The following is an 18,669-nucleotide window of genomic DNA, read 5'->3' as shown; positions in this document are numbered from 1 at the left end:
AAACACAGGTACCAAAAACAAGGGGCAGCCCATCGGCTGCCCCTTGTTTCACCACTATGCGCTGGCTCTCTAGCCAAGACGCTTGAGCAGCTTCTCGGCCTCGGCCCGTTGATACTCGGTGCCCTGCTCCGCGGCTTCTTGCAGCAGTTCGCGGGCGCTATCCTTGTCGTCGATCTCGAGGTAGGCACGAGCCAGATCCAGCTTGGCACCCACACCGCCATCGTCGGCATCCACGTCAAACCCGGTGGACTCCGGCAACACCTCGGGGAAGCCATCCAGCCCCACATCCAGCGAGAAGCCCTGATAGGGCTCCTGCTCGGTGGTGGTGGCGTCCGCCTCGGCCAGCAGCTTGTCGATCTCGACATAGCCGCTCTCCTGGGCCTGCTCCCGTGGCTTCACCTCGCCCGGATGGGACTCCACCTCGGCGAAGGCATCCTCGAAATCGGCCAGGGCCAGCTCGTTGGGATCCCACTCCAGATCCGCAGCGGCCTCCTGTTTCCCCTTGGTCGGCTCGGGCTCCAGCCCCAGCTCCGCCAACAGCTCATCGGCACTGGCATCGGCCGTGCCACTGGCTGCCTTGTCGGCGCCCGGCTCGGCAAAGGCGGTCTCGAAGTCGCTCAAATCGAAGGAGGCGAGATCCTCGTCGCTAACCATGGGGTCGGCATCGGGCTGACCGTCATCGCTGCCGTCCAGCGCCAGATCGGCTTCCAGGTCTGCGTCCAGCTCGGCGAACAGGGCTGCCTGCAGCTCCTCTTCGCTCATGATCTCGTTGCCAGCCTTGGGCTTGGGATTGAATTCGCTGGCAAGGTCCAGATCCGGCTCGGTGTCGAGGGTGATGGACTCGTCATGGGCCAGATCCAGCTCGGGCACCAGATCCGGATCCCGGATGGCGGCCTTGGCGGGCGGGGCCGGCTCGGCATCGAAGCTGGCCAGGTCCATCTCGCCGTCGTCGCTGAACACCAGATCGGCCGGCGCGGCAGGCTCTTCCACCGCCATGTAGCCATCCGGCGTGTTGAGATCCGGGCGCGGTCGTACCGGCTCGTCGTCGGTGATGCCGACCGTCATCAGCTCGTCAAATTCGCTGCTCTCCTGATCCATCACCATGGCGGTGGATTCGGACAGGCTCTTCTCCTGCTCTTCCAGCTCGCGACGGGCCCGCGCCCGCAGCCACAGGGTCACCAATGCCAGCACCAGCAGCACCGGCAACAGGATGATCATGGCCAGGTTGAGCGGCGAGGAGAGCAGGTCCATCAGCCAGTTCTGCTTGGGCTCGGGGGCCGGTGCCACCGGCGGAACCGGCTTGGCCTTGAGCTCGGCAATCTCTTTTTGCAGCGCGGTCTGATCCTGCAACTGGGCCTTGAGGGTCTCCACCTCTTCGGTCAGGGATTGCAGCCGCAGCTTGAGCCTGTGGTTCATCTCGGTGACCTGGCCGAGCTGGGCGTTGGCATCTTCCAGCGCCAGCGCCATCTCGGTGGAGGGCTTGCCGACCGGTTGATTGACATCGGCCGGCAACGGCGCCGGTGCGCTGGCCGTGGCGGCGCTGGTGGCAGCCGCCTGGCTGGCTACCGGCTCGGGAGCCTTGGCGACCGCCTTCACCTCGGTGGCCGGCTGGGGCGTCTCCACCTTGGGTGCCGGGGCCGGAATGGGCGCCGCCTTGGCGGGTGCGACCTTGGCTACCTCGGGTTTGGCCGGCTCGGCCGCCTTGGTCGGGGCCGCTTTGGTGGTCACCGGCTTGGCCGGCTGGGTATGCTTGCTGGCCAGGTATTTCGGGCTCAGCCCTTTCCAGCTGGCGTTGTCACTGCGGAATTTGGCGCGGGCCTCGGCATCGGTGATGACGCTGGCCTCGGCGGTGGTGGGCAGCTGGATGCGCGAGCCCACCAGAATGTGGTTGATGTTGCCGTCGGCGAAACTGCGGGGGTTCTTTTCGTAGATCGCCACCATGGTCTGGTAGACGCTGACACTGCTGGAGGGACGGTACTTGCTCGCCAGGCTCCAGAGGGTGTCGGTGGGACGAATGGGGCCATAACTGCCGGCATTGCTCGCGACCTGCCGCACGATCGGCTGGGTCGTGGCTCGGCTGGGTTGGGACGTGGCGCGGGGAGCGGCGACGGGTTGTGCCAGCGGCTGGGAACTGACGGCGGGCGGAGCCGGCTCGTCCGGGCCTTTGAGCTCAACAAAAAAAGGCTCCCGCGCCGAGTCTTCGGCCTGGGCCGTGCCCAGCAGACCCAATGCGAGTAGCGTTGCCAATGTTATGCGGGAATGTCCCATATTCGTTCCTTCGTATGACGGCCCTATCACATTGAAAAATCTGGATAGTTACCCCAAAACAGTCGGTTCAATATAAATCAGGCTCAGGTTGCAAGCCAGCAGTCCGACACATTTAGCACCCAACTTGCCCCTGAGTGTAGGAAAAAACTTAATCAGTTGATATCGCGAAAAATTCTCGGGGCTGCAGAGTGCGCCCCCGGTCACATCCACCCCATGGGTGCACAGGCTGGCAGCCTGGCGGATTTCCCTCCCCGCCAGGCCAATGGACCCGACGATCAGAGGTAATCGCGCACCAGCAGTTCGGCAATCTGTACGCTGTTGGTCGCCGCGCCCTTACGAACGTTATCGGCCACGATCCACATATTTATACCGCAGGGGTGAGAAATATCCTGGCGAACCCGGCCCACCAGCACCTCGTCCTTGCCGGTTGCGTCGCGCACCGGGGTCGGATAGTCGTTCTCGTCGTCAAACAGGGTGACGCCCGGCGCATTGCGCAGCAGCTCTTTTACCTGTTCGGCGTCGAGTGGCTGGTGCAGCTCGACGTGGACCGCCTCGGCATGGCCGTAGAACACCGGCACCCGCACGCAGGTGGGGTTCACGGCGATGCTGGCATCCCCCAGGATCTTCTGGGTCTCCCACACCATCTTCATCTCTTCCCGGGTGTAGCCGTTGTCGGTGAAGCTGTCGATCTGCGGGATCAGGTTGAAGGCGATCTGCTGCGGGTAGAGGCTCGGCTCCACCGGACGACCGTTGAGCAGGTGGGCGGTCTGGCCGGCCAGCTCGCTCACCCCCTCCTTGCCGGAGCCGGAGACGGACTGATAGGTCGCCACGTTGATGCGGGCAATACCCACTTCATCATGCAAAGGCTTGAGCGCCACCAGCATCTGGATGGTGGAGCAGTTGGGGTTGGCGATGATGTTGCGGTTGCGAAAATCGGCCAGCGCATCCGGGTTCACTTCCGGAATGACCAGCGGAATGTCTTCGTCGTAACGGAAGCAGGAGGTGTTGTCGATGACGATGCAACCGTGCTCGGCGGCAATCGGCGCCCACTTGGCAGAGACCTCGGCCCCGGCGGAGAAGAGGGCGATCTGCACCTGGCTCCAGTCAAACTCCTCCACGTCCAGAATTTCGACGTTCTTGCCGGCAAAACGCACCGTGTCGCCGGCGCTGCGGCTGGAGGCCAGCGGATAGAGGGTGGCGATCGGGAATGCTCGCTCTTCCAGGATCTCGATCATCGCCTCGCCCACGGCGCCGCTGGCGCCCAATACCGCTACGTTGAATTGCTGACTCACTGCTGTTCTCTCCTATGATGGTGCCGGTGACGCGCGCTGGCATCACCGCTGGCAGGCGGACCTGCCTGATAGCGGGTCTGGCGTCGGGCCAGACCGGGTATGGGCGGGACAAGGCTCCCGCCCCTTCAAGTATGTAAAGTGTTCAGTCTGGCTGGCAGACAAACCCGAGCCGGGCCAGGGCATCGCCCGCAAACGGCCCCTTCAGTTGCAGGGAAGAGAGCTCGCGCCGCTCCGGATAGTGTTTGCGCTGCTCATCGAAACTGCCCGCCACACCGAGTCGGTTGCGAAAACGGGCGTCATCGCGGCGCACGTCATAAACAAGGTGGACCAGTTGCTTGATCAATGCCTGATCCGCCGGCTGGCCCGGCGTCACCTCGCGCACCTCGGGAATGGGCAGCAAGCTCTGCAGATCCTGGCGCGGTGTGCGCCCCAGTTGCCGGCAGAGAGCTTCATAGAGCATCCAGGTGCCGCGGGCCTTGCCTTCCAGGCTGTAACCCGCGATGTGCGGGGTCGCGAGCTCGGTGTGGGGTACCAGGGCCTGCAGCGGCTCCGGCTCCCCTTCCCACACGTCCATCACCAGCCGCAGCGGCGCCTGGCTCTGCTGGCGCGCCAGCAAGGCCTGGTTGTCCCACACCTCGCCACGGGAGGCGTTGATGAGGATCTGCCCGGCCGGGCGGGCGGCAATCTGCGCCGCATCCAGCAGGTGGAAGGTGGCGTCCGGCCCCTGACGGGTGATGGGAACGTGGAAGCTGACGATGTCGGCGCCAAGGGCCTGCTGGTAGTCGACAAACTGCGCAGCCTCGTTGGCCTCGGCGGCGCGAGCACGGGGCGGATCGCAGCGCAGTACCCGCATGCCGAGGGCCTCGGCCTTGCCTGCCACACACTCGCCGGTATTGCCGGCACCGATGACCGCGAGGCTCATCTCGTTCAAGTTGAGCTCATGGCGCTCGGCCAGCACCAGCAGAGCAGAGAGCACATAGTCGCCGACCGAATATTTGTTGCAGCCGGGGGCGCTGAAGAAGGGAATGCCCCGCTCGGCCAGCAGCCCCTTGTCCACGTGATCGGTACCGATGGTGGCGGTGCCGACGAAGCTCAGCCGAGGGCAGCTGGCCAGCAGCGCGGCGTCTACCCGGGTGACGGAGCGCACCAGCAGCACGTCGGCCTCTTGCAGATCTGCCGCCTGCATCTGCCTGCCGGGCAGCGGGATGACCTCGCCAAATTCGGCAAACAGTTCACGGGCGTGGGGCATATTTTCATCAACGACGATCTTCATCGGGCTCTCTCACTTCGCTAGCGGCCACAAGCGCGCCATTCTAGCCCAAACAGACCGAAGTTTCAGATGCTTATTCATCCATGAGCGGCCGCCGCCGCGACTTTCTGGCGGGAATCTGCGCGCTGCTGACTCATCTCTGCTCAACCGAGTGGGACGGTCTGCACGGGCAACCCCGGACGATCCCCCTCACCACCAGCCGGATTGCACTCGGCGGGTTGGCCATCACCACACTCATTTGTAACCCCGTGTTACAGCGAGCGGGGCGCGACTTGACCGACCGGACTGGGCTGGCACAATGGCGCCTCTTTTTTTGCTGCCCATGAATGGGCACCTTGCCGAGCCCCGTTATGCCGACTCACGCCTCTTCCCTGCCGCGCCGCCAGGTGCTGTGTTTCAGTGCCGCCCTGATCCTGCCGCTGCTCCTGCTGGCCTGCCTCCCCTGGCAACCGTTCATGAGCCAGGCCCTTCACTCGGACTGGCTCTGGTGGCCCTACGCCCTCACCCGCATGGTGGATGTGCCCGGCATCGCCGTCAGCATCCTGGCCCTGCTGCTGCTGACCCGTCACAAGCTGACGCTGAGCCTGCCGGCGCTGCTGGCCCTCGGCGGCGCCCTGTTTGCCGTGCTGGCCGGCGACTGGCTCATCAAGAGCCTGATCAAGCATCTGACCGAGGAGCCCCGCCCCTACCTGCTCTGGCTGGAGAGCCAGCAACTGATCCCCGCCATCCAGCAGTTCTACGCCGGCAAGGTGGAGGTGCGCAGCGAGCAGGTCCATGCCGCCAGCCAGCTGCTGGCACTGCCCGAGTGGCTCGCCAACCACTGGCAGGCGGAGGTGAACTACGCCTTCCCCTCCGGCCACAGCATCGCCGCCATGAGCCTGGCCCAGTTCTTCGGCCTGATCTGGCTGGCGCGCGCCCCTGCCGGCGCCTGGCTGCTGCCGCTGTGGGCCATCGGTGTCGGCCTCTCGCGCATGCTGATCGGCATGCACTGGCCGCTGGATGTGCTGGCGAGCGCCCTGCTCGGCAGCCTCACCGCACTGTTCGCCGCCCGCTGGTGGCTGCGCCATTACTGACATCTGCACGACACAAAAAAACGGGCACCCGCGGGTGCCCGTTTTTGTTCAAAGCCTGTGACGCTGGCCACTCAGTTGCTGGCGCTCGCTCCCTGCCACCCTTCGGGGTACTTGTAATCGACGAAGCGCTTGGCGGCATAAGCCTTGAAGGCGGCCGAGTTGTAGGCCGCAGCCACATCTTTGGCAAAAGGCTTGTCCGCATCGGTGCTTTTTACCACCACCCAGTTGATAAAGTCGTAGCTGCGCTCAAGGAACAGGCCTGAGCTGAAGGGAATGCCGCTGGAGGCGGCAAAGTTGCCGTTGATGACCGAGAAGTCCACGTCTTCGCGCGAGCGAGGCAACTGGGCCGCCTCCAGCAGCACCAGCTTGAGGTTGTGCGGGTTTTTCACCACATCGAACTCGCTCGCCTTGAGCGGGTTGATCCCCTCCTTCAGGGTCAGCCAGCCCAGATCCTGCAGCATCAGCAGCGCCCGCGCCTGATTGGTGGGGTCGTTCGGAATGGCCACCGTGCTCCCCTCCTTCACCGCCTTCAGCTCTCCCAGCTTGCCGGCATAGAGGCCCATGGGGCCGGTCGGTACCTGGGTGATGGGGGCAAGCGACAGCCCCCGATCCTTGGCAAAGCTCTCCAGGTAGGGCTTATGCTGGAAGCAGTTCACATCGAGCGAGCCGTCGGCCAGCGCGATATTGGGCGTCACGTAGTCGGTGAACTCCACCAGTTTGACCTGGTAGCCCTTGGCTTCGAGCTGCGGCTTGATGGAGTCGGTCACCATGTCGGCAAAATCCCCCACAGTAGTGCCGATGACGATTTCCTGTTTGGCCGGATCGGCAGCCAGCGCGGCCAATGGCAGAGTACCGGCCAGCAGGGCCAGGGCGGAAAGGGTAAAGAAGGAACAACGCTGCATAAAAACTCCCTGTAAACATCTCAACGGCTGGCGCGATGGCAGAGTCGTGCTTGAACCACCGCAACCATCTAGCCATCCAAACGGCTAATTAACCACACCATAACAGAGCCGTTTCTCTTCGCCAAGCAACAAAACCGGGCAAGCTTTACCGGATGGCAGTGAAGCCCGGCACTCAGCTCTGCCGGGTACCCATGACAAGAAATATTTGATAAACCACACAGTTATTGATTGACCCCCTCCCCAAGCGGGCCTCAAGTGACTTATTGTGGTCACTTGATGGCTGTTGCATTTGATTAACCTTGTTATTCAATCAGCAAAGGAACTGCTGTGGACACATATCTGGGTGTCAATGCTCTCATTTTGCAGGCTGAGCATATTCCATGCATGCAGCAGACTACCGCACAGTTATTATTCCAAACAGGAAGAGTATCTAGACCGTGATACGTTTTTTACAATTGGATTTATTGTGATGACAGGAGGTCACTTGAAGGATAAAGAGAAAATAGCGGTCTTTATAGATGCAGATAATGCGCCAGCCGGTAAGATGGACAGGGTATTGTCAGAACTGGCTCGCTATGGTGTAGTCAATATTCGTAAGGCATATGGTAACTGGAAAAACCCAACCCTCAAGTCATGGGAGGAAATACTGCACGAGTTTGCAATTCAACCAATTCAGCAATTCGACTTGACCAAGGGGAAAAATGCCACCGATATGGCACTGGTGATTGATGTCATGGATGTTCTCTATACCAAGGATGTCGACGTTATTTGCCTCGTCTCTTCTGACTGTGACTTCACCCCACTTGTTACTCGATGTCTGGCTGATGGCAAGTTTGTGATCGGGTTTGGCGAACGGAAAGCCCCGATGCCTTTCGTCAATAGCTGCTCTCGTTTTCTCTATCTGGATGCAGAGTGTAATAACATTAAAGAAGATCTTCCAATCGCAAAACAGATAAAAAACATTAAAAGTGATACTCGTCTAATTAATTTGCTACGCCAAGCCATCGATGCTGTTGAAGAAGGTGGTGGTTGGGCAATGTTGGGAGCGATAGGGAATCATATATCAAATCATGCTTCTTTCGATCAAAGAAATTATGGTTTTAGAAAGCTCAGCGATCTATTCATGGCAATTGATCTGTTCGAAATGAAGAAAACTGACAACTCGGTCTTATGGGTAAGAGATAAAAAGCGGGCATCCCAATTAACCAAATCCAAATGAAACGATGGTCGTTTTTTTTCGATTGGCAGGCTGACATAAGGAAAACGCCTTACCTCAGGCTTTCATTGTATGGCCAGGCTGCAACTAAATTTACATTTTGCATTACTTTATTTTTGACCTGTTCCCGCCCTGCCGGTAATTTGCGGAAGTGATTCACATAGTCATCCCAAAGTAACCGTTACCACCTTCAGGAGTAACCATGACCCCCAAACAACATCTGCTCGCCAAGGCCATCTTTGTCGTTGCGACCATGCTCTCCCTCGCCATGATTGCGTTCGTTGCCTGGGCCGTCGTCACGGTCAGCCCGCTCCATCCGGCTGACATGGCACCATCGCAGAGTCTCAGCCTTGGCCTGGCAACAGCCATCGCCCTGTTTGTGCTCGCCTTCAACTATGTGGCCTACCGCGGGCTCACCGAACAGGTGACGGCCTTCAAGGTGGTCTTCTGGTGCTTCGTCGCCCTGCAGTTGTTCGCCTTTCCGATAGGTACCGTCATCGCGCTGACCCTCATCTATCTGTGGAACCTGTCGCGCGCATCCCTCGCCCGCCCACTCGGCGCCACTGTCTCACTCTGATCCGGGAGAGTATCCATGCTGACCACCACGAACACCGGCCTGCTGGTCGTCGATATTCAGGGCAAACTGGCTCGGCTGGTTGAGGGGAGCGACGCCCTGATCGCCAACACCGCCAGACTGGTGGCGGGGGCCAGACTGCTGGGCCTGCCGGTTGTCTGGCTGGAGCAGAACCCGGACAAGCTCGGGGCCACCGTGCCCGAGCTGCAGTTGATGCAGGCAGGCGATCTTGTGCTGCCCAAGCACAGCTTCGGCGCCCTGGGGGAACCGGCGCTGGCCAACGCCCTCGCCCGCCAGGGCGTCAGCCACTGGCTGGTGTGCGGCATCGAGGCCCATATCTGCGTCTACCAGACGGTGCAGGGACTGCTGGACGCGGGCAGCCAGGTGTCGCTGGTGGTGGATGCGGTGTCGTCGCGCAGCGCCGCCAACCGAGAGCTCGCCATCAACAAGCTGGCGGCGCACGGGGCCGAACTCACCTCGGTGGAGATGTGCCTCTACGAACTGCTGGGCGATTGCCGCCATCCGGCGTTTCGCGCCATTCTGGCGTTGATCAAATAGCCCTCCTGCCGCCCGGCCTCTCCGTCCGCCCATCCGACGTTTCGCGCCATGCTGGCGCTGATCAAATCGCCTTCCCTGCCGACCAGCGGCTTCATCCCACATGGCGCCATTGGCGCCGTGTGGCCTCCCTGCACTGACCCTCACTCTGCTTTCGATCTCGGCGCCCCCCGCCAGCACGGGGCGCCTCCCATTTCACGCCGCTCCGCACACCCCTTTCGCACCGGCATCCTCACCAAACGTTAATGAACGGTTACTAATAGGTTGATCTACAAAGATAAATATCAACACTAGCCAGCTGAGAAAAGTTCTCAATACACCACATAAAAGGATTCACAGGAACCCCCACATGGTCTGTAAAATATTTGTTGTGGGATTTTTTTGAGCCTTATCTCAGAATCAAAACGAGTGCTTTTTGACTCTGTTTTTCCCGTGTATAGATGCCAGTCGCACCCAGGACGGTGCGATATAAGATGGAGTTTATTAATGAGAAAAACATCGTTAGCGTTGGCAATCTCGGCCCTGCTCTCGGCCCTGCCCATCGCTTCAGTTCAGGCGAGTGAGAGTTGCACCCCATTGACCGGCAAGGAAGCCGGCCTCGATACCGGCCGCAGCAGCGCAGCGCGCTGCCTGCCCGGCATCAACCCGCTGCAGGATCAGCAGTGGCACCTGCTCAACAGCGGCCAGAATGCCTTCAGCTCCCGCGGCGGCGTGGCAGGCAACGACCTCAACCTCTGGTGGGCACACCGTACCGGCGTGCAGGGTCAGGGCATCAACGTGGCCGTGGTGGATGACGGCCTGGCCATCGCCCACCCGGACTTGGCCGACAATGTGCGCCCCGGCTCGAAAAACGTGGTGACCGGCAGCAGCGACCCCACCCCGACCGAGCCGGACAGTGCCCACGGCACCTCGGTCTCTGGCCTGATCGGGGCGGTCGACAATGGCATAGGTACTCTGGGGGTGGCCCCCCGTGTCCAGCTGCAGGGGTTCAACCTGCTGGATGAGCGCAGCAAGCAGCTGCAGAAAGACTGGATCTATGCGCTGGGCGGCAGCACCGCCACCGCCGACAACCGGGTCTTCAACCAGAGCTACGGCATGAGCCTGGTGGATCCGCAAAGCGCCAGCGGGCTGGATCAGGTTCAGCTCGATCGCCTGTTCGAGCAGCAGACCCAGCAGGCGCAGGGCGCGGCCTACATCAAGGCGGCAGGTAACGGCTTCAACCGCATCGCTGCGGGTGACTACATGTTCAGCCGCACCGGCGTCCTGCCCAAGCTGCCGTTCGAGAACAGCAACATAGACCCCTCCAACAGCAACTTCTGGAACCTGGTGGTGAGCGCCATCAACGCCGATGGAGTGCGTTCCTCCTACTCCAGCGTCGGCAGCAACGTCTTCCTGAGCGCCCCCGGCGGGGAGTACGGTACCGATGCGCCGGCCATGGTGACCACGGATCTGCCCGGCTGCGACATGGGCTACAACCGCACCGACGATCCCAGCACCAACCGGCTGCACAACAACCCGCAGCTGGATGCCACCTGCGACTACAACGGCGTGATGAACGGCACCTCGTCGGCCACCCCCAACACCTCGGGCGCCATGGCGCTGCTGATGTCCGCCTATCCGGATCTGTCGGTGCGGGATCTGCGCGATCTGCTGGCCCGCAACGCCACCCGCATCGATGCCGGCCAGCAGCCGGTCCAGGTCAGTTATACCGCCGCCAACGGTCAACCCCGCCAGGTCACCGGCCTGGAAGGGTGGGAGCGAAACGCCGCCGGCCTCTGGTACAGCCCCACCTACGGCTTTGGTCTCATCGACGTGAACAAGACCCTGACAGCCGCCGCCAACCACACCCCGCTACCGCCGCTGGTGCAATTGCCGGCTCAGAAGGTCACTGTGCCACGCAGTGAAGGGAGCATCGCGGATGTGGGCAGCAGTGCCACCCGCTCCAGCACCCAGGTGGCGCAAGCCTTGACCGTGGAAGCGGTCCAGGTCACGGTGAGCCTGGATCATCAGCGCCTGCCCGACCTGCTGATCGAGCTGGTCTCCCCGTCCGGTACCCGCAGCGTGCTGCTCAACCCCAACAACAGCCTGGTGGGGCAATCCCTCGACCGGCAGCAGCTGGGTTACGTGCGCACCAAGGGGCTGCGCGACATGCGTATGCTCTCCCACAAGTTCTATGGCGAAGCGGCCCAGGGCGAGTGGCGACTGGAGGTGACCGACGTCTCCAACAGCAGCCGCCAGCTGACGCTGGTTGACCTCAACACCAACCGCCGCAGCACCCTGACCGAGCGCAACAACAGCCAGCCGGGTCAACTGCTCAACTGGTCCCTGCGGGTGATCGGCCACGATGCCGCCCGCTCATGATCACAAGGAGTCACAAGATGAAACACAGCTTACTCGGCCTCGCTCTGGCCGGCCTCCTGGCTTCGGCCGGCGCACACGCCGCCGATGAGTCGGTGGTGATCGACGGCAAGCAGTACCGCACCATCGAGGTGAACGGTCAGACCTACCTCACCCCGGACAACGGCAGCAAGCAGCGGGTCGCCCGCAGCGCAGACGGCAAGGCGCCCCGGCAAACCCTGCGCAGCGGCGACGTGCTGCTGCAAGGGGTGGCCAGCCCACAGCTCACCGCCAGCGGCACCCTGCTGGTGGAAGCCGATGACAACCAGGCCAGCGCGCTGGCCAGCCGTCACGGCCTGCGCTTCAAGCAGAGCAGCGGCGGCATCGCCCTGCTGGAAGCCAAGCCGGGCACCGATCTGAACGCCGTCGCCACGGCGCTCAAGCAGGAGGGGGTCAAGGTGCAGATTGAACTCGCCGGGGCCCTCAAACAGCCCAAGTGAGCCGTCCCGGGCCATTGCCCGGGCATATCAGCTGATCTTCGAGGGGGCCGCCGGCCCCCTCGCGCGTTGCTCGCAGCCATCCTCATTGGCCATCAGGCCACCCGTTTCCCCAATCTCCCCTGCCCTTTTCCCCTCTTGCCACCTTCCACCCTTGGTTTGGCACCGCCTTTCGATGCGACCTTGCTCACAACTCGACACCCTTGCTCCCGCCGGCACATTTCTCGCTCCCCCGGGGCAAGGCGGCCCTCGCCCGGCTTGTTAACCTGCCTGCAGCCAAACGTCTGCCCACGGGCCCGTTCGGCCTTCCTTGCGATATCCAATGGCAGCCGCCAGCAGAGCGGCCCAGCCCGGGCGGATGCCTTCCACCCGGTGTCGATATCTCCTTTTTATTTTTATTCAGACAGTTACGAGGACGTCTTCATGCCTATCACCACAAAATTGAAAGCGGTTTCACTGGGTGTCAGCCTAGCGCTGGCCGGCCTGCTGGTCGGTTGCAACCAGAATGACTCGGATCCCCTGGTCAAGGACGATGCCTATTACCGCGGTCAGGCCGAGGCCATGGTGGCCAAGCTGACCCTCGGCGAGAAGCTGGACCTGCTCTCCGGCCCCGGTTACGGCAGTGCCAACGGCGCCATCAACGTCAAGCAGGACGTGCCCGGCGTGGCGGGTTACATCAACGGCGTGCTGCGCAGCGCGGACGGCATCGACATTCCAGCCCTCAAACTGGCGGACGGGCCGGCCGGGGTGCGGATCAACGCCAACCGCGACGGTGACAGCGCCAGCTACTACGCCACCGCCTGGCCCATCGGCTCGCTGCTCGCCTCCAGCTGGGACGTCAAGCTGGTCAAGGCCGTCGGCGAAGCCATGGGGGACGAGGTGCGCCAGTACGGGGTCGACATCCTGCTGGCCCCGGGCATGAACATCCAGCGCAACCCGCTCAATGGCCGCAACTTCGAGTACTACTCGGAAGACCCCCTGCTCACCGGCAAAATCGGCGCCGCCATGGTCAACGGGGTGGAAAGCAACGGGGTGGGCACCACCATCAAGCACTACTTCGGCAACAACTCCGAGACCAACCGCAACCAGATCAACGACATCGGCGAGCCGAGAACCTTCCGCGAGATCTATCTGCGCGGCTTCCAGATAGCGGTGGACGAGGCCCAGCCCTGGGCGGTGATGACCTCCTACAACAAGGTCAACGGCACCTATGTCAACGAACGCAGGGATGCGGTGACCGACCTGCTGCGTGGCGAGTGGAAGTTCGACGGCCTGGTGATGTCCGACTGGTTTGCTGGCGATGTGGCCAACAACGCCTACAAGCAGGTGCTGGCGGGACAGGATTTGATCGAGCCGGGCAACGTCAAGGAGCAGTTGCAGCAATCCATCGAGCACGGCGATCTTGACGAGGCCAAGGTAAACGAGGCCGCCATCCACATCCTGACCCAGGTGATGAAGAGCCCCTCCTACAGCCAGCTGGCCATCAGCAACAGCCCGGATCTGATCGCTCACGCCAAACTGGCCCGTCAGGCCGGTGCCGAGAGCATGGTGCTGCTGCGCAACGACGCCGCGGCCTTGCCGCTTTCGGCAAGCAGCACCCTGGCCAGTTTTGGCATCAACCAGATCAACACCTACAAGGGTGGCACCGGCAGCGGGGATGTGAACGCCGCCAGCACCACCACCATCGCGCAGGGACTGGCGGCACGCTTCCCGGTCAACGAGGCGTTGCAGAGCTACTACCGCGATTTTTACGAGAACAACAAGGTCTATCACGAGGGGCAATTTGGTGCCAAGGGCTACTACACCTGCGCCGAGGCGCCAATCAGCGGCGATCTGGCGGCCCTGATCGCCAATGCGGCCACCACCCAGCAAGCCGCCGTCATCAGCATCGGCCGCCAGGCCGGGGAAGGGGCGGATCGCAGCAGCGGCAAGGGGGACTATCTGCTCGGTGATGACGAGCGCGCCCTCATCGACGCGGTGAGCAGCGCCTTCCACGCCCAAGGCAAGAAGGTGGTGGTGGTGCTCAACGTCAACGGCGTCATCGACACCGCCCAGTGGAGCGACAAGGTGGATGGCATCCTGCTGGCCTACATGGCTGGCCAGGAGACCGGTCACGCGGTGGCGGACGTGCTCTCCGGCGCGGTCAACCCGAGCGGCAAACTGGCCCAGAGCTTCCCGCACAGCTACGCCAGCGTACCCTCTGCCGGCACCTTCCCGGGTGAGGACACCGACGGGGACGGCGAACCGGACGATCTCTACTACAACGAGGGGATCTACGTGGGCTATCGCTACTACAGCACCTTCGAGCAGGCGGTCTCCTACCCGTTCGGCTTCGGTCTCTCCTACACCAGCTTCAGCTACACCAGCCCCGCCATCGCCAGCAATACCCTGGAGGGCGGCAGTGCCGGCAACCTGGTGCTGACCGCCACCATCACCAACACCGGCGCCGTGGCAGGCAAGGAGGCGGCCCAGGTCTATGTGACCGCCCCCGAGGTCAAACTGAAGAAACCGCTCATCGAGCTCAAGGCCTTTGCCAAGACGGCGCAACTGGCACCGGGGGCCAGCGAACAGCTGAGCTTCACCATTCCGGCCAGCATCCTCGCCAGCTTCGATGAGGCCAGCAACCAGTGGATCGTGGAGCCGGGTCGCTACAGCGCCTACATCAGCCCCTCGTCGGATGTCTCCGCCAGCACGCCGGTCAGCTTCACGGTAAGCAAGGAGATCGTGGTGAGCAACACCACGCCAGGGGCACTGGCACTGCCGGCCGGGGTGGATCCCGCCAGCGTCACCACAATCACCCGCTAACAGAGGCAGGCACGGCCGGGCTCCCAGCCTGGCCTTGCCCGATAGTTCCTCAGCAATGACCCGACCACGGGACCGGCCTTGCGCCGGTCCCGTTCTTATTGGCGGGCGTTGCGATAGGCCAGCGGCGTCATCCGGGTGTTAGCCTTGAAGAAGCGGTTGAAGGCGCTCTGGGACGAGAAACCGACCCGATCGCTGATGTTCTGCAGCGGTTGATCCCCCTCACCCAGCAAGCGGCAGGCTTCGCTCACCCTCGCTTCTCTCAGCAGGGTGGAGAAGCTGCTCCCCTCCCCCTGCAATTTGCGATTCAGGGTCCAGCGGCTGACATTCATGGCCGCGCACACCTCCTTGAGCAGGCTCTCGTCGCTCTCCAGCTCCCCTTCCCGGATCTTGTGGCGGATCCGCTCCCCCACCAGATAGGCAAAAGGGGCCCGCTCGGCGATGTCGGCGCAGATCTGCGCCAGCTGGGCCAGTTGCAGATGACCCAGCGGTTCGTTGTAGCAGTGGCTGGGGCAGTCGAGTTGGCCGTTGTCGATAGTCAGGGTGTTTTCCCCCTGCTCCCAGCGGCAGCGAGTGGCGAAGAACTGATCCAGCAGTTGATGGCGCGGTGGCGGCCGTCCCGTGAAGCCCACCGAGACCCGAGGATCCGCCAGATAGACCCGCAAAATCCGGTAGAGCATGATGAAGTTGGGGATGGCCTGACTCGCCCCCAGGCTGGCAGGCCCCTGATTGACATACAGGTATTGGCTGGCCTGCGCCCCCCGCCGCACCCGCAGCTCGTCACAACTGCCGATGATGGGGCGATAAGCCAGCAGCACCTCGAGCGCCGCCCGCGGCGAGGGCTGGTTCAGGCACAGGCTGATGAGCGGCGGATAGTGCTGGTAGAGCTGGCCGATGTCGTAGGAGAGGATGGTTTCGTGAAAACTGGCCAGATAGGGCTGCATCAGCTGCAGCATCCGGTAGTGGCTGTGGGCCGGCAGCCGGCCCTGCTCCCGCTCGATGTCGAACGACGTGAGGCCGCCCGCCATCAGAATGGCATCGGGATCGCCCCCCTGCTGCTGGCAGGCGCCCAGCATTCGTCTGATCACCTGGTTTGATACGCTCTGTGACATCTGCCGTCCTGGCCTCCGTGCTGACAGGAAACTGCTCGTGATCCCCCGGCCCGCCACTGACGGCGGGCCTGCCACCCCGTGCAGCGGGCTGGCGCGACCATTATGGGGCGGTTGCAAAGCGAGCAGATGTAACGGAGTGTAAAAGCACGCGCCAGCGCGCCATTTTGGGCAGATGTGGCTGCCATATCGGACCAGTTGCGTCAGGTTCGGCCATGAAAAATGGCGCCCGTGGGCGCCATTTTGATGGGGGCTGTGCAGCCGGCGTCAGTTCACCTTGTGCTGCTCGGCCAGATAGAGCCAGGTGTCGACCACGGTATCCGGGTTGAGCGACACAGAGTCTATGCCCTGCTCGACCAGCCAGGCGGCGAAGTCCGGGTGATCGGACGGCCCCTGACCGCAGATCCCCACGTACTTGCCCGCCTTGCGGGCGGCGGCAATGGCCATCGCCAGCAGCGCCTTGACCGCCTCGTTGCGCTCGTCGAACAGGTGGGCGATAAGCCCCGAGTCCCTATCAAGTCCAAGGGTGAGCTGGGTCATGTCGTTGGAACCGATGGAGAAGCCATCCACGTGCTCGAGGAACTTGTCTGCCAGCAGGGCGTTGCTCGGGATCTCGCACATCATGATCACCTTGAGCCCCCGCTCGCCACGGCGCAGACCGTTCTCGGCCAGGATGTCGATCACCTGCTCCGCCTCGCCCACGGTGCGCACGAAGGGGATCATCACCTCAACGTTGGTCAGCCCCATCACATCGCGCACCCGCTTGATCGCCTCGCACTCGAGGGCAAAACAGGGACGGAAGCTGTCGGCGATGTAGCGCGACGCACCACGAAAACCGATCATCGGGTTCTCTTCGTGAGGCTCGTAGCCACGGCCGCCCACCAGGTTGGCGTACTCGTTGGACTTGAAGTCCGACATCCGCACGATCACCCGCTCCGGCCAGAAGGCGGCAGCCAGGGTGGCGATGCCCTCGGTCAGCTTGGCGACGTAGAACTCGCGCGGGCTCTCGTAGCCAGCGATCATCTTGCCAATGGTGGCCTTGAGCTCGGAGCTCTGCTGGTCGAATTCCAGCAGCGCCTTGGGGTGCACCCCGATCATCCGGTTGATGATGAATTCGAGGCGGGCCAGACCGACACCGGCATTGGGCAGCTGGGCGAAGTCGAATGCTCTGTCCGGGTTGCCAACGTTCATCATGATCTTGATGGGCAGGCGCGGCATGTTGCCCACCTCGGTCACCGCCACGTCGAAGTCGAGTTCGCCGTCGTAGATGAAACCGGTATCCCCTTCCGCGCAGGAAACGGTAATGAGCTGGCCCGGTTCGATGCGCTTGGTGGCATCACCGCAACCCACCACCGCCGGAATGCCCAGTTCGCGAGCGATGATGGCGGCGTGGCAGGTGCGCCCGCCCCGGTTGGTGACGATGGCGGAGGCCCGCTTCATGATGGGCTCCCAGTCCGGGTCGGTCATGTCGGTGACCAGCACGTCGCCGGGCTGCACTTCGTCCATCTGGCTGATGGAGGAGATGACCCGCGCCGGGCCCGCCCCGATCTTGTGGCCGATGGCGCGCCCCTCGATCAGCACCTTGCCCGCTTGCTTGAGGGCAAAGCGCTCGAGGGTGTTGGCCTCCTGGCGGCTGCGCACGGTTTCCGGGCGCGCCTGCACGATGTAGAGCTTGCCATCCTGCCCGTCCTTGGCCCACTCGATGTCCATCGGCCGGCCGTAGTGCTGCTCGATGATGAGGGCCTGCTTGGCCAGCTCCATCACCTCGGCATCCGTGATGCAGAAGCGGCTGCGCTCAGCCTCGCTGGTGTCGACGATCTGCACCTGGCGGCCGTGGCTGGCATCGCCGGAATAGGTCATCTTGATGAGCTTGGAGCCCAGCGTCTTGCGCACCACCGCCGGGCGTCCTGCCTTGAGGGTCGGCTTGTGCACGTAGAACTCGTCGGGGTTGACCGCCCCCTGCACCACCATCTCGCCAAGACCCTGGGCGCCGGTGATGAACACCACGTCGTTGAAGCCCGACTCGGTATCCAGGGTGAACATGACGCCGGAGGCGGCGAGATCCGAGCGCACCATGCGCTGGATCCCGGCCGACAGGGCGACCCCCTTGTGGTCATAGCCCTGATGCACCCGATATGAGATGGCGCGATCGTTGAACAGTGAAGCAAACACATGCTTGACGGCAATCATGACGGCGTCGATGCCACGCACGTTGAGGAAGGTCTCCTGCTGGCCGGCAAACGAGGCATCCGGCATGTCCTCGGCAGTGGCGGAGGAGCGCACCGCAAAGGACGCATCAAGCCCACCGCTGAGCTTGTCGTAGGCAACCCGGATCGCCTGTTCCAGTGCGCTCTGGAACGGGGCTTCGATCACCCAGTCACGGATCTGCTGGCCGGCCCGGTTGAGGGCGGCGATGTCGTCCACATCCAGGCTGTCGAGCAGATCGTGGATCTTGCCGTTGAGGCCGCTTGACTCCAGAAACTCGTTAAACGCAAAGGCGGTGGTGGCAAACCCGCCCGGCACCGACACGCCGGCACCAGAGAGGTTGCTGATCATCTCGCCAAGGGATGCATTTTTGCCGCCAACTCGTTCTACATCCTGCATTCCGAGTTGCTCGTACCAGAGTACGTACTGTTGCACTTGCATGTCTCCAGGTTGGTGGGCACTGTGCCGCCATGGCACCTTGTGCGCCAGTTTATGTGCGTTATTGCCTGTTTCTACTGTTGCCAACGACCATGAAAACGTTTTCTACTTATTGTCAAAAAAATCCCCGA

The 18,669-nt window shown here is 62.6% G+C and carries 13 protein-coding genes; 7 read left to right on the top strand and 6 right to left on the bottom strand.

What is annotated here, in order from left to right; translation table 11 throughout:
• Positions 1-69: 69 nt before the first annotated feature.
• The 3 genes from C2U40_RS07260 to C2U40_RS07250 form a co-directional block, all read right to left on the bottom strand.
• Positions 70-2,268: a FimV/HubP family polar landmark protein gene (locus C2U40_RS07260; protein WP_103828130.1), complete on the bottom strand. Its 2,199-nt coding sequence runs from the start codon at positions 2,266-2,268 to the stop codon at positions 70-72.
• A gap of 275 nt (positions 2,269-2,543) precedes the next feature.
• Entirely contained in the window at positions 2,544-3,560 is a 1,017-nt protein-coding gene (locus tag C2U40_RS07255; RefSeq protein WP_016351142.1) for an aspartate-semialdehyde dehydrogenase, read from the bottom strand.
• A 142-nt stretch (positions 3,561-3,702) separates the two neighbouring features.
• Entirely contained in the window at positions 3,703-4,833 is a 1,131-nt protein-coding gene (locus tag C2U40_RS07250; protein WP_103828131.1) for a 4-phosphoerythronate dehydrogenase, read from the bottom strand.
• A 347-nt stretch (positions 4,834-5,180) separates the two neighbouring features.
• Here C2U40_RS07250 and C2U40_RS07245 point away from each other — a divergent pair, with 347 nt between their 5' ends.
• Positions 5,181-5,903, top strand: coding sequence for a phosphatase PAP2 family protein (locus C2U40_RS07245; protein WP_042862780.1), 723 nt, complete (start codon positions 5,181-5,183; stop codon positions 5,901-5,903).
• A gap of 71 nt (positions 5,904-5,974) precedes the next feature.
• On the opposite strand, the gene C2U40_RS07240 is transcribed toward C2U40_RS07245, so the two are convergent.
• Entirely contained in the window at positions 5,975-6,805 is an 831-nt protein-coding gene (locus C2U40_RS07240) for a MetQ/NlpA family ABC transporter substrate-binding protein (protein WP_103828132.1), read from the bottom strand.
• 484 nt (positions 6,806-7,289) lie between these two features.
• Here C2U40_RS07240 and C2U40_RS07235 point away from each other — a divergent pair, with 484 nt between their 5' ends.
• From C2U40_RS07235 to C2U40_RS07210, 6 genes are all read left to right on the top strand, one after another.
• Complete coding sequence (locus C2U40_RS07235) at positions 7,290-8,024, top strand: NYN domain-containing protein (protein ID WP_073350749.1); 735 nt, start codon at positions 7,290-7,292, stop codon at positions 8,022-8,024.
• 199 nt (positions 8,025-8,223) lie between these two features.
• Positions 8,224-8,598, top strand: a complete 375-nt coding sequence (locus C2U40_RS07230; protein ID WP_103828133.1) for a hypothetical protein — start codon at positions 8,224-8,226, stop codon at positions 8,596-8,598.
• Between the two features lie 15 nt (positions 8,599-8,613).
• Positions 8,614-9,153, top strand: coding sequence for an isochorismatase family protein (locus C2U40_RS07225; RefSeq protein WP_103828134.1), 540 nt, complete (start codon positions 8,614-8,616; stop codon positions 9,151-9,153).
• A gap of 483 nt (positions 9,154-9,636) precedes the next feature.
• Positions 9,637-11,511: a serine protease Asp gene (asp, locus tag C2U40_RS07220; RefSeq protein ID WP_103828135.1), complete on the top strand. Its 1,875-nt coding sequence runs from the start codon at positions 9,637-9,639 to the stop codon at positions 11,509-11,511.
• A 17-nt stretch (positions 11,512-11,528) separates the two neighbouring features.
• A complete protein-coding gene (locus tag C2U40_RS07215; protein ID WP_103828136.1) occupies positions 11,529-11,987 on the top strand; it encodes a serine protease chaperone in 459 nt (152 codons plus the stop codon).
• A 420-nt stretch (positions 11,988-12,407) separates the two neighbouring features.
• Complete coding sequence (locus C2U40_RS07210; RefSeq protein ID WP_181014837.1) at positions 12,408-14,789, top strand: beta-glucosidase; 2,382 nt, start codon at positions 12,408-12,410, stop codon at positions 14,787-14,789.
• 95 nt (positions 14,790-14,884) lie between these two features.
• Here the strand turns inward: C2U40_RS07210 and C2U40_RS07205 are convergent, their stop codons facing one another.
• Both C2U40_RS07205 and ppsA read right to left on the bottom strand, forming a co-directional pair.
• A complete protein-coding gene (locus C2U40_RS07205) occupies positions 14,885-15,862 on the bottom strand; it encodes an AraC family transcriptional regulator (RefSeq protein ID WP_103828137.1) in 978 nt (325 codons plus the stop codon).
• 300 nt (positions 15,863-16,162) lie between these two features.
• Positions 16,163-18,541, bottom strand: a complete 2,379-nt coding sequence (gene ppsA, locus C2U40_RS07200) for a phosphoenolpyruvate synthase (protein ID WP_181014838.1) — start codon at positions 18,539-18,541, stop codon at positions 16,163-16,165.
• Positions 18,542-18,669: the final 128 nt, after the last annotated feature.

It is taken from the genome of Aeromonas sp. ASNIH4, from assembly GCF_002934425.1.
Lineage (GTDB): Bacteria > Pseudomonadota > Gammaproteobacteria > Enterobacterales > Aeromonadaceae > Aeromonas > Aeromonas hydrophila.
This window is presented reverse-complemented; position numbering and strand designations above follow the sequence as displayed.

Excerpts from the sequence above, each read along its gene's own strand:
- C2U40_RS07250 (WP_103828131.1), bottom strand. The coding sequence starts at position 4,833 with ATGAAGATCGTCGTTGATGAAAATATGCCCCACGCCCGTGAACTGTTT.
- C2U40_RS07215 (WP_103828136.1), top strand. The coding sequence starts at position 11,529 with ATGAAACACAGCTTACTCGGCCTCGCTCTGGCCGGCCTCCTGGCTTCG.
- C2U40_RS07230 (WP_103828133.1), top strand. The coding sequence starts at position 8,224 with ATGACCCCCAAACAACATCTGCTCGCCAAGGCCATCTTTGTCGTTGCG.
- C2U40_RS07210 (WP_181014837.1), top strand. The coding sequence starts at position 12,408 with ATGCCTATCACCACAAAATTGAAAGCGGTTTCACTGGGTGTCAGCCTA.
- C2U40_RS07240 (WP_103828132.1), bottom strand. The coding sequence starts at position 6,805 with ATGCAGCGTTGTTCCTTCTTTACCCTTTCCGCCCTGGCCCTGCTGGCC.
- C2U40_RS07260 (WP_103828130.1), bottom strand. The coding sequence starts at position 2,268 with ATGGGACATTCCCGCATAACATTGGCAACGCTACTCGCATTGGGTCTG.
- C2U40_RS07225 (WP_103828134.1), top strand. The coding sequence starts at position 8,614 with ATGCTGACCACCACGAACACCGGCCTGCTGGTCGTCGATATTCAGGGC.
- C2U40_RS07205 (WP_103828137.1), bottom strand. The coding sequence starts at position 15,862 with ATGCTGGGCGCCTGCCAGCAGCAGGGGGGCGATCCCGATGCCATTCTG.
- C2U40_RS07245 (WP_042862780.1), top strand. The coding sequence starts at position 5,181 with ATGCCGACTCACGCCTCTTCCCTGCCGCGCCGCCAGGTGCTGTGTTTC.
- asp (WP_103828135.1), top strand. The coding sequence starts at position 9,637 with ATGAGAAAAACATCGTTAGCGTTGGCAATCTCGGCCCTGCTCTCGGCC.
- ppsA (WP_181014838.1), bottom strand. The coding sequence starts at position 18,541 with ATGCAAGTGCAACAGTACGTACTCTGGTACGAGCAACTCGGAATGCAG.